Consider the following 13,700-nt stretch of genomic DNA (forward strand, 5'->3'; position numbering starts at 1 on the left):
CCGCGGCCCCGTTTTGATCCCGCGTGCACGCCTTTGCGTGACCGCCGCCCTTACTTGTCCTGCGTCTGGGTGGCGAAGGTCAGCTTGGCGTAGCCCGCCAGCCGCGCGGCCTCCATCAGGTTGACCACGCTCTGGTGCGTGGCCTGCGCATCGGCATTGATGATGATCAGCGGATCGGCCTGATCGCCCGCAACCTGACGCAACTGGGCGGCAAAGTTTTCCGGCGTATCGAAGGCGACGACTTCGTTGTTCACGCTGTATTGGCCGGTAGCGGACACCGCGATATTGATCGCTTGCGGCTGCTCGGCAACCTTCTCGGCGTCGGCCGACGGCAGGTTGATCTTGAGTTCGGCAAAGCGCGAATACGTGGTGGTGGCCATCAAAAAGATCAGGATGACCAGCAGCACGTCGATCAGCGGAATGAAGTTGATCTCGGGTTCTTCGCGTCGGCGACGTTGGCGAAAATTCATGCCGCGCTCCTTACTGGCGCTGGCCGTGCACGACTTCGACCAGCTTGATCGCCTGCTGCTCCATCTCGACCAGGAAGCCGTCGACGCGCGAGCGGAAATAGCGGTAGAACATCAGGCAGGGCACGGCGACGATGATGCCGAACGCGGTGTTGTAAAGCGCAACCGAGATGCCGTGTGCCAGCGCGGCGGGGTTGGAGCCGCCAGTCGGCGCCTGCGCGCCGAAAATTTCGATCATGCCGATCACGGTGCCAAAGAGGCCCAAGAGCGGCGTCACCGTGGCGAGCGTGCCCAACGTCGGGATGTAGCGCTCCAGATCGTGCGCCACCGCATTGCCGACCTCCTCGATCGATTCCTTCATGATGTCGCGGCTGCTCTTCACGTTCTTGAGGCCGGCAGCCAGCACGCGGCCCAGCGGTGAGCTGGCTGCGAGTTTGGACAGCGAATCGGGCGTCACGCCATGAGCGCGGTAGTCCTTCACGGTGTGGGCAAGCAGGCCTTCGGGCAGCACGAGCGAGCGACGCAGGCTGAGCAAGCGCTCGAAGATGATGGTCACGGTCGCGACGGAAGCGGCGATAATCAACCAGATCGGCCAGCCGGCGGCCTCGATGATCGAGAGCATTGCTTGGAATTCCTTGCTGTAAACGTTGGGATACGGTCGCCCCGGCCGTGGATGCAGGGGCCGCGTAACTGTAGCCCGATTGCCTGTTGCCGGGAAGGCCCGGCCCGGTGGCCAAATCCGCCATCGGGCAGTTGGAACCCGTAGCAGCTGAAAGGAAAGCCGTCCAGAACGCTGTCATAGACTTGTAGTGTGCAGTGCAACATAGGTCGCGAATTTTCGACCGTTCATCGCCCGAGCCAGTCCCGGCGCCACTTTGCGCAATTACCCACATCTTCTGTGGATAACTTTGTGAGCAAGCTGCGACCAACCGGGTCCAGAGCGCATGTTTGCTGGTGGCGTAACAAATTGCCACGATTTTACGCATCAAAGACTTTCTTTATAAATCAATAACTTACACAGACTACATCAACTACATTTCTAGATTCGGGCGCAAGCGCCCGCTGCTGCTGGATTTTGTGGATTAACCAGGGCCAGATTGCCGTGTTCACCGAATTGTCAAGCGTTTCACACGCCGCAGTAAGTATCACAGAACTGAATCGTCGCGTACGCGATCTTCTTGAAGGCAGCTTTCCGGTGATGTGGGTGGCCGGCGAGGTATCAAACTTCAAACGGTACGGCTCGGGCCACTGCTATTTCAGTCTCAAGGACACCGCCGCACAGGTGCGCTGCGTGATGTTCCGCAACCGTGCCGCCCTGCTCGATTTCGAGCCGCGCGAAGGCATGCAGGTCGAGGCGCGCGTCGTCGTCACCCTCTACGAGGCGCGCGGCGACTTCCAGCTCACCGTCGAGGCGATGAGGCCGGCGGGCCTTGGCACGCTGTTCGAGGCATTCGAAGCGCTCAAGAAAAAGCTTGCGGGCGCAGGCCTGTTCGACGCGGCGAGAAAACGTGTGCTGCCGGCGTTTCCACGCGCCATCGGCATTGTGACCTCGCCGCGCGCGGCCGCGCTGCGCGATGTGCTGACTGCGCTGGCCCGGCGCATGCCCGGCCTGCCGGTCATTCTGTACCCGACCGCCGTGCAAGGCGCCGCGGCGGCGACCGAGATCGCTGCAGCGATCCGCAGCGCCAGCGCGCGCAATGAAGTCGATACGCTCATCGTCTGCCGCGGTGGCGGCAGCCTGGAAGATCTGTGGTCGTTCAACGAGGAAATCGTCGCGCGCGCCATCGCCGACTGCGCAATGCCGGTGGTGAGCGGGGTCGGCCACGAAACCGACTTCACCATCGCCGATTTCGTCGCCGACGTCCGCGCCGCAACCCCGACCGCCGCCGCTGAACTGGCCAGCCCCAACCGGGCCGAATGGCGGGCACGGATCGAGGCACTCGGCCGCCAGCTGGCTCGCAATCAGGAACGCGCGCTGCAGCAGCGCATGCAAAAGCTCGATCAGTTGGCACGCCGGCTGCGCCATCCGGGCGAGCGACTGGCCTTGCAGGGCTCCCGGCTGGGCGCGCTGGCGCAGCGCCTGGAGCAGCTGCGCCAGCGCCGGCTGGCTCGGGTCGACGAACAACTGGACCGGGCCCGATTGCGACTGGCCTACGCCCGCCCCGACCTGCCTGCGCTGTGGGCACGACTGGCCGCGCTACAAGGTCGATTGCCCACCGCATTGGCGCATGCCAACGAGCGCCGCACGGCACGGCTGGCGCAGTTGCGCGTGAGATTGGACGCCCTCAATCCGGAGGCAGTGTTGTCGCGCGGCTACGCGCTCATCGAGCGCCAGGATCAGGTGGTCACCAGTGCCGCGGCCCTGCACGGCGGCGACCCCTTGCGCCTGCGCTTCGCCGACGGCGCGGTCGATGCGGTGGTGACTCAGGGCACGGGAGAGCAGACGGCACTGTTCTGACCCGGGCTGCCGCGGCCGGTCGGCTCGGGCCCCCGATTGCGCCCGGCGCGCTTGCTCAGTCTCCGGGCCGAGGCTCTGCGCCGCGCCGGAACGCCCGATCGCGCGCTCGACCGGCTGGCAAGCTGCGTCGCCTGGCCTCATCCAGGACAAGCACATGGCTGCGCCGACAGCATCACCCCCGCCGTGCGACAACGGTCATGGCGTGGAGATTAACGATAACAGCGGACCGGCCTCCTGATGGCCGGGCCAGCCGCCACGCTCCGGGTCGCCGTTGTGCAGCACACCGCGCACCAGCCTACCGCTTAACGGGCATCCATCAGCCCCAACAGGCAGAACGGCAGCAATCCCTCGCCGGACGGCCTCGCCGCACTTGTAAGCCCTCACTATGATCGGACTCAGGGTCGGCACAGGCCCACTGCGACAAACTGAGGATGGGGACAATGGAAACGATCAAGCTCGGGGTGCTCTACGCACACCTGATCGCCGTGTGCTTTGCGCTCGTAGCGGTGCTCAAGGCGGACTATCGGCTTTGGGGCTGGCGCGGCCAGGTACTCGACAGCACGCGGCGGCGTTATCTGGAACACACGCAGCTCATGGTGACACGCCTGCTGGTCTTGCTGTGGGGCACCGGTCTGATGATGATCGTGCTCGGTTACGCCAAGGATGGCAGCCACTATCTCGCCAATCCCAAGCTCTGGGCCAAGCTCACCGTGGTGCTGATCCTGACGTTGAATGGCGCCCTGTTGCACCGCATCGTGTTTCCCCTCCTCACGGTGCGGCTCTCGTTCTGCGAGCTGCCACTGCAGGAGCGCCTGATCGTCGGCACGCTGGGCGCCCTGTCTTGCAGCAGCTGGCTGTTCGCGGCCATGCTCGGCGTCGCCCGGGACTGGAGCTATCGCGAGCCCTATACGCTGCAACTTGGCCTCTATCTGCTCGTGTTGCTGTTCGCGCTGTCTGGCGCCCTCATCCTGGCGGTGATGCCAGGCAGCCTGGGTCGGGTGCGGGCCCGCGGCCGGGCATACTGAAGCTTAGGCTGCGCAAACAAAAAAACCCGGCCTCGGCCGGGTTCGTTGCGCTACTTAGTTGTGCGGCTTAGCTGAAGTTCTGCTCGCGCATCCACTTGGTGGCGATCCATTTCTCGCCCTTGCGGACCGGCGCGCCGCCGTGCAGCGTCAGCGGATCGACCTGGCTCGTGCTGTTGCAGTACTCGAAGTACACGGCCGAGCCCTTGCGCGGTGTCACCGACAGGCCGAGCTCCGGGAAGATGGTCTCGCCGCCGTCCTCGACATCGTTCAGGTACATGATCAGCGTGGATACGCGCTGGCCGCCATTCTTCAGATGCACGTGGCTGCCCTGATCCTGCGGCGGGAAATAGTCGTAATGCGGCTTGTACTCGCCGCCGACCTGGTAGTTGAGAATCTGGATGCCCTCGCCCTTCTCCACCGGCCACTGCATCAGCTGCGACAGGCGCTCGTCCAGCATCGCGACGAACTCGCTCTCACGCACGTGGAAAAAGGTGCCGAAACTGGTGCGATCATCGATGATCTCGTCGCGTCCGGTGGTCGGATCGACGATGGCCGAGCGCTTGAGCTTCTTTTCCGACAGCCGCACCATCTCGTCACACTCCTCGGGCGAGAGCAGGTTGTCGAACACCAGCACCACGGGCTTCTCGACGCGCATCACGACCTTCACGTCGCGATCAGCGGTCTTGATCACGCTGCCCTGCATCGGGATGCGCGGCGTCTCGTAGGCATAGCCGGACTTGATCGCCCGCTGCTGACCGCTTTCCGCGCCCGGCAGCGTTACCGCCGTCGCGCCCTGCCCCTGGCCGCTGGCCGAGACGAAATGGAACACGATGGCGTTGGCAAACATGGGGTCGAAACTCTTGCCGACCATGACTTCGACCAGCGATTGCGGGGTGCAGCCACGGCCCAGATTTTCCAGGATCCAGGACTGCCACTCGGGGGACAAATGGGTGATCTTGCTCATCAACAAACTTCCTCCATCAATCGTCTTTGGATTTATAGGTAGTAATGCTTTTTGTAAGCTTATAAGGTCATTCTTCAACACTATCCTCGCCTTGTCATCCTGAATCCGTGTTGCGGCGCACGATATGCGACAAGTGTCCAATCCAGGCAGACTGCTGCAACGCAATATGACGAGGCGGCTAAAAATCGCCCGCCGGCAAGCTCGCGCGGAGACGGCACGGCGCTGTGTTAGAATTTCGGGTTTGATTCAACTGTTTAAGTGGTACCCGATGGAACTGACTGCATTGACCGCGCTGTCGCCGCTGGACGGCCGTTACGAGAAGCAACTGGCCGACCTGCGCCCCCACTTCAGCGAATACGCGCTGATCAAGAGCCGTGTCGCTGTCGAGGTGGCGTGGCTGAAGGCGCTGGCCGCCGAGCCCGCGATCGCCGAGATCCACCCGTTCTCCGCCGCGACCATTACCGAACTCGATCTCGCCGTCGCCCAGTTCTCCCCCGAGCACGCGGTCGAAGTGAAGACCATCGAACGCACCACCAACCATGACGTGAAGGCGGTCGAGTACTGGCTGAAGGAACGTCTGTCGGGCAACGCCGAAGTGTCCACCGCCAGCGAGTTCATCCACTTCGCCTGCACGTCCGAGGACATCAACAACCTCAGCCATGCGCTGATGCTCAAGGGCGCGCGCGACACCGTGCTGCTGCCGCGCATCCGCGAGATCACCGGCAAGCTCAAGGAGCTCGCGCACGAGCTCGCCGACGCGCCGATGATGAGCCGCACCCACGGTCAGCCCGCCACGCCCACCACCATGGGCAAGGAAATCGCCAATGTTGCATTCCGGCTTGAGCGCCAGCTGGCGCGACTGGAGAAGATCGAACTGTTGGGCAAGATCAACGGCGCGGTCGGCAACTACAACGCCCATCTCTCCGCCTACCCGGAATTCGACTGGGAAAGCTTCTGCCACCGCTTTGTCGAGGGGCTGGGCATCAGCTTCAATCCCTACACCATCCAGATCGAGCCGCACGACTACATGAGCGAGCTCTACGACACCATCGCGCGCGTCAATACCATCCTGATCGACCTCGATCGCGACGTGTGGGGCTATATCTCGCTGGGTTTCTTCAAGCAGCGTGTCAACAAGAACGAAGTCGGTAGCTCGACCATGCCGCACAAGGTCAACCCGATCGACTTCGAGAATTCCGAAGGCAATCTGGGCCTGGCCAACGCCATGTTGACCCACCTGTCGCAGAAGCTGCCGATCAGCCGCTGGCAGCGCGATCTCACCGACTCGACCGTGCTGCGCAATATGGGTGTCGGCATCGGCTACGCGCTCTTGGGCTACGCCTCGCTCGCCAAGGGCCTGGGCAAGCTCGAAGTGAACCGCCAGGCGATGCTGGAAGACCTGAACGCCAATTGGGAAGTGCTGGCCGAGCCGATCCAGACGGTGATGCGCCGCTACGGCGTGCCCAACCCGTACGAGCAATTGAAGGCGCTCACCCGTGGCCAGCGCGGCATGACGCGCGAAACGCTCGCCGTGTTCATCGACGGCCTCGAGATCCCGGCCGCCGAGAAGGAAAGACTGAAGGCCATGACGCCGGCCAGTTACCTCGGCAAGGCCGAGGAACTGGCACGCCGCATCTGATCGCCCCCCGCTCCAGCAAGAGGAAATTCGCTTGAAACGCAAAGTGCTGATCGTGGCCGCCGCGGCGGCCGTGGGTCTGTCCGCCGCCTACATGGGCGGCGCCTGGTGGTCTGGCCGCGCGGTCGAGCAGACGCTCGCCAAGCAGCATCAATGGCTGGCCAGCCTGCCTTACTTCGTGATCAGCGATCGCAGCTACCGCCGTGGCTGGTTCTCGTCGACCGAGACCGCCACGCTCAAGCTCAATCCTCAACTTTACCGTTTCGTGCTCGAACGCGAAGGCGAGCCGTTGCCGCAATTCGAAGTGCGCTACACGCAGCATGTGCGGCACGGCCCGCTGCCGCTGTTGCTGTCGGGCAACCCGATGCCCTACAAGGCCGTGGTCACCACTGACTTCGCCTTCTCGCCCGAGACGCGGAAATTTCTCGCCAAGCTGTTTGGCGAACAAAAACCGATCAGCGTCGAAAACCGTATCAGCTTTGGTGACGACAGCAAGATGTCGGTCAACATTCCGGCCTTCGAGTACGAGGAAACGCTGGCCGGCGTGAAGGTGAAATGGCAGGGGCTGGCCGCGCGCATCGACTACGACGGCAATTTCGACAAGGTGAAGCTCGACGCCAGCGTGCCCGGCCTTACCGGCACCGTGCGCGACAAGGGCAGCTTTGCGCTGGAAGGGCTCAGCCTCAAGCTCGATCAAGTACGTGGCAAGAGCACGCTGATGCTGGGCACCACCAGCGCCAGCGTACGCGCCTTGGCGCTGGAGCTGCTGGAAGGCCATCCGCTCAAGCTCAGGATGGAAAACCTCGGCTACACCAGCCGCTTGAACGAGACCGGTGATTTCGTCGACGGCAGCGCCGACATGCAACTGGCCAAGCTCACCATCAACGGCCAGCAGTACGGCCCCGCCACGCTGCAGACCGAAGCGAAGCATCTGCACGCGCCCACGCTCGCCAAACTCGGTCGTGAGCTCACTCGCCTGCAACAGCAAAGCACCGATCGCGAACAGCTGACCGAGGCGCTGCTCAAGCTCGCGCGCGAGGAAGGCTTGCCGCTGCTGGAGCACGATCCGACGCTGGCGGTGAAATCGCTGCACGTGCGCGTGCCCGATGGCGACATCCGCTTCGCCGGCCACGTCAACCTCAAGGGCTTCAAGCGCAGCGATCTGGAACAGCCGGCGCTATTCGTGAAGAAGCTCAACGCCGACGCCGATTTCAGCATGCCGCGCAAGGTGGTGGAGACGGTGGCGAGCTGGCAGGCGCGGGTGATGTTCGGCGGGGCGGACAGCCAGATCGCCGAGGCCGATCTCGATTTCCTGGTCAACCAGTTCGTCGAAGGTCAGTTGCAACGCATGGCCAGCCAGAACCTGATCCGCATCGACGGCGAAACGCTGTCGGCACGCGCCTCGCTCGCTGCAGGCCGCTTCGTGCTCAACGGTCGCGAAGTGCCTATGCCGTGGGATGCGTCGCAACCCGAAGCCGAAGCGCCGCCCGAACTCGACGACAATTGAGCAGGCCAGCGGCCTCACCGGTCCACGACAAGCGGTGGCCTCTCGCCGCCGCCGCTTGGCTGGGTTATCGTAAGCACTGTCGTCTCCAACCCAGCAATATCGCCATGCGCTTTGCCGTGCTCTTCGCCAGCCTGTTCCTGCTCATCGCCTGTAGCCGCCTCACTCCCGAGCAATACGCCAAGATCGAATCCGGCATGCCGCGCAGCGCGGTGATCGAGCTTCTGGGTGAACCCGACCAGACCGATGGCGCCAGCATGCTCGGCTTCTCGGGCGAGCGTGCCATCTGGCAAAGCGGCGACACCACGTTGACCATCCGTTTCGTCAACGATCAGGTGTTCAGCAAGGACATGCAAAAAAGCTGAGCATCAGCCCAGCGCCTCGCGCAAGGCGTGCAGGCCACTCAGTTTGAAACCGCGCGCCCCAATGGCCTGGCGCAAGGCATCGCTACCCAGTAGCTGCCGATCAGCCACCCGGGTTGGCCAGTCCTTGTGCGCAATGGCCCGCAACTCCGGCGTATCGTTAGCCGGGTGGCCGACCAGACAATGCACGCCCGGCCCACGCGTATCCAGCCAGTCGCAGACCCACGCCAGGCGTGCCTCGGGCTCGGTATGGGCGTTGAACGGCATCACCTCCCAGCTATCGAGCAGCATGGCGTCGCCCGCCCCCTCGGCCGCCAGCGCCTGCTGCGCCACCGCCTCACCCCATTCGTCCGACACCACAGCCAGCCGCGATACCTCGGCAGCGGTACGCGGCAACAGCGGCGGCAGCCGGTGTTCACGGCACAGATCGAGATAGATGGTGGCAAGGCCGGGATGGAACAGCGTCAGCATGTGGCTATCGAGGTGGGATAGCACGATGCCGAGCTGCAGCGCCCGATCGACCTGTGCAGCCAGTTCGCGCCTTGCCGCCATCAGGTCGAGGGCGGCATGCGTATGAATGGCCCTGGGATGAAAATAGCCGCTGTCGTCGGTCAACCCGTGACCCGGCCCGGTGACGGGCCCCCAGCGATAGACGTTCCACTCGCAATTGAGCGTCAGATGCAGTCCCAGGTCCGCGGCCGGGCCACGCTCGCGTGCCAGCTCTGCTGCGGCCGGAAACCATGGACAGGGCGCCATCGCCGAGGCGGAGGTCAGCAGGCCTTCATCGAGCAAGCCGCGCCAGGCTGATACGGTCGCCTCGCACATGCCGATATCGTCAGCATGCAGGATCAGGATACGGTCGTGCTCGGCGTAACCGAGCCGTTGCAGCGTGTTCATGGTTCCTCCTCGTCACCGCCTGATTCGGCAGGGCTGGAACCAGTATAACGAGCCGCCGTAAGCTTACCTCAACCGTCTAGGCAATACGCAAGGCTGGCACAGCCGCGCCGACGTCGAGCAGCTGCTCGATCATGCCACGCAGCCGGGCAAGATCCAGCGGCTTGGCGAGGTAGGCGTCCATGCCAGCATCGCGGCACAGCGCCTCGCCCTCGGCCTGCGCATTGGCGGTCAGCGCGATGATGGGCAGCATGCGCGTCTCGGGGTGCGCACGCAGTCTTCGCGTCGCCTCCAGCCCGTCCATCACCGGCATTTGCCAGTCCATCAGCACCAGATCGAACGGCTGCGCGTCGGCAAGCTCGACGGCCTGCAAGCCATTTTCCGCAGTGACGATGTCGTAGCCGAACTGCTGCAGGTAACGCACCACCACCCGCTGGTTCACCGCGCTGTCCTCGGCCAACAGGATACGATGGCGGCCGCGCACGCGTTCGGGCACCGACTCGCTCGCATCCTCGCGCGCACCGACCAGCAGCGTATGCAGTGCGCGTGCCAGCGCCATCTTGCCCAGCGGCGGCTTGATCAGATACCGGGTCAGCGCGCCGTCGTCGCGTGGTGGATGCCAGGCAAACACCACGCAGGGTATCTCGCCTTGTGCGCGCACCTCGTCGCACAGCAGCACCTCGGCCTCGGCCGGCTGGCACCAGATCGCACCGGCGCGCTCCAGATAGCGTTCGATCTCGCCGCGCCATGGCAGCTCACCGTGCCAGGCAACGCGTCGCCCGGCGAGAAAGGCCAGCTGATGCGGCAACGGCTCCCACTGCAGCTGCCATTCTGGCCCAGGATTGGCGGGTTCGGCCGGCAGCTTGAACCAGAAGCGCGAGCCCTGCCCTTCCTGTGACTGCACGCCGATTTCGCCCCCCATCAGCTCGACCAAGAGCTTGCAGATTGCCAGCCCCAGCCCGGTGCCGCCATAGCGGCGGGTCGAGCCCGAATCGGCCTGGTAGAAGCGGCTGAACAGCTGATCGATCTTGCCCGCGGCGATGCCGATGCCGGTATCGATGATCGCGATGCGCGGCGCGCCGGCATCGTGATCGAGCCGCACCGTCACGCGCCCCGCTTCGGTGAACTTGAGTGCGTTGCCGATCAGATTGACCAGCACCTGCTTGAGGCGCGCTGCATCGCCGAAATAGCCAGCTGGCAAGTCGTCGGCGATATCGAGCGTCAGCGTCAGCTCCTTCTCGGCCACGCGCGCGGCGAGGATGGAACAGGCTTGTGCCGCGACCACACGCAGATCGAACGGTTCACGCGTCAATTCCAGCTTGCCGGCCTCGATCTTGGAAAAATCGAGCAGATCATTGATCAGCGTGAGCAGCGTCTCGCCCGAGTGGCCGATGGTGGCGACGTACTCGCGCTGCTCATCGGTCAGGTGGGTCTGCGTCAAGAGCTGCAGAAAACCCAGGATGCCATTCAGCGGCGTGCGGATTTCATGGCTGATGGTGGCAATGAACTCGCTCTTGGCCTGGTTGGCAGCCTCGGCGGCGTCGCGCGCCAGCGCCAGCTCCTGCGCCTGGGCCGACAGCTGGGCGTTGAGTTCGCGCGTTTCCTGCTCGGCGCGCTTCACCCGGATCAGCTGCGCCAGGATGGACGCGAACAGCTTGAGCACCTCGCGCTGGTACGGCTGCAACGGCCGCCGGTGCAGGAAATTGTCGCAGGCAATCCAGCCGATGAAGCGGTGATCCACCCACAGTCCGGCCAGCGCATTCCAGCCACGGCCGACCACGACCTTGTCGTAATAGAGCGCGGCATCCTCGTTGACGATCACCGTATCGGGCTTTTTCAGCGCCTCCTTGACCATGGGATGCAGCGGCAACGAGCTCTGGAACCAATGCTCGTCGGTCACCTGGCCGTTGCTGTCGGTGCCGTAGGTGCCGCGCATCGCATTTTGGCTGAGCTCGGCTTCGAACACCGCCATGCGATCGAACTCGAGCTCGGAAATGCCCAGGGTGACGGCCAGCCGGTAGCACTCGTCAAGATCGCGTGCCTCGGTCAGCTTCAGCGTCACGCCATGCAATTTCTGCAGCAGCGTGCGGTATTCCTCGGCACGGGTCAGGCTGGCCTGCAGCTGCGCGGTCAGCTCGTCCACCGAACTGATATGACCATGCAGGTGGGCCTGCGAGCGCTCCAGCAGCATCTGCGCCAGCGCTTCGCATTCGACCCGGAACGCCGCGCTTTCCAGCAACTGACTGACGCGCGGCGCGTCGTTGAATTCCACATAGAGCATGCCGACGAGGCCATCGTCCAGGCACAACGGCAGGATCAACCGATAGAGCTCCGAGCTCGTCAGCGCCACATCGTCCCAGATCTCACGCGCCGGATACTCGGTGGCACGCAGCGACACCGCCGGCTCGCGCAGTTGCCAGTCGAGTTCCTCGCTCGCCACACCGTAGAAATCGAGCGGCGACTGCGGCTCGGCAAACGACAGTGGCCGCGCGCCGACCATGGCCTGCGCATGAATCAGCGCACTGGCGCCATGCGGCAGCGCCAGCAAGGCGCGACGCGCGTCGAACGCGGTCAGCGCATGCGCGACGGTTTCCCGGGTAAAGACTTCCCAGTCCTGGGCTTGTGCGAGCTCACCCAGATGGAAATGCGAAGTTGTTTTCTTCATTTCGAAATTTGTGCGTAAGCACTTATCGATAACCGCATCATAACGCCAATGATGCACCGCAACGCAGCGAACAGCGCAGCGGTCGTTGTTTGAACAGAGTTCCCGCTTTATCACGCGGCAAGGTCGGCGTTGAGCCGGTATAATGGCGGGTTTTTCTCGCCGTCCTGTCTGCCCATGACCCGCATCGCCCATATCGAATCGCTGGACCACGAAGGTCACGGCGTCGCCCACGCCGACGGCAAGGTGATTTTCATCGACGGCGCGCTGCCGTTCGAGGAAGTGAGCTACAACAGCTATCGCAAGAAGGCGAACTTCGAGAACGCCCAGGTGGGGCAGATCCTGCGCGAGAGCCATCTGCGCACCACGCCACGCTGCCCGCACTTCGAGATCTGCGGCGGCTGTTCGATGCAGCATATGGAGTTTTCTGGCCAGGTCGCCGCCAAGCAACGCGTGCTTGAGGAAAACCTGCGCCGCATCGGCAATGTCACGCCCGAAGCCATCCTGCCCGCCATCTACGGCTCGCCCTGGGGCTACCGCCACCGCGCGCGGCTGTCGGTGCGCCATGTGGCCAAGAAGGGCGGCATGCTGGTCGGCTTTCACGAAAAGCGCTCGTCCTACATCGCCGACATGACCGAGTGCCATGTGCTGGTACCGCATGTGGCCAAGCAATTGCCGGCGATGCGCGAGCTGGTGGCCAAGCTCTCGATCTTCGATCGCATGCCGCAGATCGAGGTCGCGGTCGGCGAGAACGTGACAGTGCTGGTGTTCCGCATCATGGAAGCGCTCACCGCCGCCGACGAAGCACATCTGAAGGCGTATGCCGATCAGTGGCGGGTGCAGATCTGGCTGCAGCCCAAGGGCCCGGACACCGCCTACCCGTTCTACCCGCAGGGTGCACCGCGCCTGTCGTACACGCTGCCCGAGTTCGGCATCGAGATGCCGTTCAAGCCTACCGAATTCACCCAGGTGAACCACGCAATCAACCGGGTGATGGTCGAGCGCGCGATCAACTTGCTCGATCCACAGCCGGGCGAAACCATTGCCGACATGTTCTGCGGCCTTGGCAACTTCACGCTGCCGATCGCCCGGCGCGGCGCCAAGGTGCTCGGCATGGAAGGCAGCCAACAACTCGTTGAGCGCGCCTTCGAGGGCGCCCGCCACAACGGCCTCGCCGAGCGTACTGACTTCACCGTCGCCAACCTCTTCGACATGACCGAGGAGTGGCTGGCAAAGCTGGGCCACTTCGATCGCATGCTGATCGATCCGCCGCGCGACGGCGCCATCTCGCTGGTCAAGGCCATCAGCGCCGAGCACGGCCCCAAACGCATCGTCTATGTGTCCTGTAGCCCCGCCACGCTGGCGCGCGACGCCAACGTGCTGGTCAACGTGAAGGGCTACACGCTGAAGGCCGCCGGCGTGATCAATATGTTCCCACACACCGCCCACGTCGAATCGATCGCCTGGTTCGAGAAGACTGGGCCCGGCCTCACCCCTGAGGAAGTCGCCGCGCTGGAAGCCAAGGAGACGGCCGAACGTGAGGCCGCCAAGCGCCGCGAGAAAGAAGCCACCGCCGCCGCCAAGGCCGCGAAGGAGGCCCGTGAAGCCGAACTCGTCGCTGCGCGCGAGGAGAAACGCGCCGCCAAGCGCGCCGCGTGGGAAGCGCGCAAGGCCGAGCGCGAAGCAGAAGACTGATCCAACAAAAAACCGCGCTACGGCGCGGTTTTT

Annotated in this window: 11 protein-coding genes; 6 read left to right on the forward strand and 5 right to left on the reverse strand. The window is 63.9% G+C overall.

The annotated features are described in order from the left end of the window. Window positions 1–50: 50 nt before the first annotated feature. Entirely contained in the window at window positions 51–470 is a 420-nt protein-coding gene (locus NLI84_RS01190; RefSeq protein ID WP_255987592.1) for an ExbD/TolR family protein, read from the reverse strand. 10 nt (window positions 471–480) lie between these two features. Continuing rightward, entirely contained in the window at window positions 481–1,089 is a 609-nt protein-coding gene (locus NLI84_RS01195) for a MotA/TolQ/ExbB proton channel family protein (protein ID WP_255987594.1), read from the reverse strand. A 480-nt stretch (window positions 1,090–1,569) separates the two neighbouring features. Here NLI84_RS01195 and xseA point away from each other — a divergent pair, with 480 nt between their 5' ends. Next, entirely contained in the window at window positions 1,570–2,925 is a 1,356-nt protein-coding gene (xseA, locus tag NLI84_RS01200) for an exodeoxyribonuclease VII large subunit (RefSeq protein ID WP_255987719.1), read from the forward strand. 440 nt (window positions 2,926–3,365) lie between these two features. After that, entirely contained in the window at window positions 3,366–3,950 is a 585-nt protein-coding gene (locus NLI84_RS01205) for a hypothetical protein (RefSeq protein ID WP_255987596.1), read from the forward strand. 67 nt (window positions 3,951–4,017) lie between these two features. Here NLI84_RS01205 and NLI84_RS01210 read toward each other — a convergent pair whose 3' ends face one another. Next, complete coding sequence (locus NLI84_RS01210; protein WP_255987597.1) at window positions 4,018–4,914, reverse strand: 2OG-Fe(II) oxygenase; 897 nt, start codon at window positions 4,912–4,914, stop codon at window positions 4,018–4,020. A gap of 268 nt (window positions 4,915–5,182) precedes the next feature. Here NLI84_RS01210 and purB point away from each other — a divergent pair, with 268 nt between their 5' ends. The 3 genes from purB to NLI84_RS01225 all read left to right on the forward strand — a co-directional run bounded on the left by purB (window position 5,183) and on the right by NLI84_RS01225 (window position 8,419). After that, entirely contained in the window at window positions 5,183–6,553 is a 1,371-nt protein-coding gene (gene purB, locus NLI84_RS01215; protein ID WP_255987599.1) for an adenylosuccinate lyase, read from the forward strand. Window positions 6,554–6,584: 31 nt separating this feature from the next. After that, complete coding sequence (locus NLI84_RS01220) at window positions 6,585–8,057, forward strand: YdgA family protein (RefSeq protein WP_255987600.1); 1,473 nt, start codon at window positions 6,585–6,587, stop codon at window positions 8,055–8,057. A 104-nt stretch (window positions 8,058–8,161) separates the two neighbouring features. Further along, window positions 8,162–8,419 (forward strand): DUF3862 domain-containing protein, encoded by a 258-nt coding sequence (locus NLI84_RS01225; RefSeq protein WP_255987601.1) that lies wholly within the window; start codon window positions 8,162–8,164, stop codon window positions 8,417–8,419. A 3-nt stretch (window positions 8,420–8,422) separates the two neighbouring features. Here the strand turns inward: NLI84_RS01225 and NLI84_RS01230 are convergent, their stop codons facing one another. After that, entirely contained in the window at window positions 8,423–9,313 is an 891-nt protein-coding gene (locus NLI84_RS01230) for a ChbG/HpnK family deacetylase (RefSeq protein WP_255987602.1), read from the reverse strand. A gap of 76 nt (window positions 9,314–9,389) precedes the next feature. After that, window positions 9,390–11,975: a hybrid sensor histidine kinase/response regulator gene (locus NLI84_RS01235; protein ID WP_255987608.1), complete on the reverse strand. Its 2,586-nt coding sequence runs from the start codon at window positions 11,973–11,975 to the stop codon at window positions 9,390–9,392. A gap of 174 nt (window positions 11,976–12,149) precedes the next feature. Here NLI84_RS01235 and rlmD point away from each other — a divergent pair, with 174 nt between their 5' ends. Continuing rightward, complete coding sequence (rlmD, locus tag NLI84_RS01240; protein ID WP_255987611.1) at window positions 12,150–13,667, forward strand: 23S rRNA (uracil(1939)-C(5))-methyltransferase RlmD; 1,518 nt, start codon at window positions 12,150–12,152, stop codon at window positions 13,665–13,667. Window positions 13,668–13,700 lie beyond the last annotated feature (33 nt).

Source organism: Chitinolyticbacter albus (genome assembly GCF_024437655.1).
GTDB lineage: Bacteria > Pseudomonadota > Gammaproteobacteria > Burkholderiales > Chitinibacteraceae > Chitinolyticbacter > Chitinolyticbacter albus.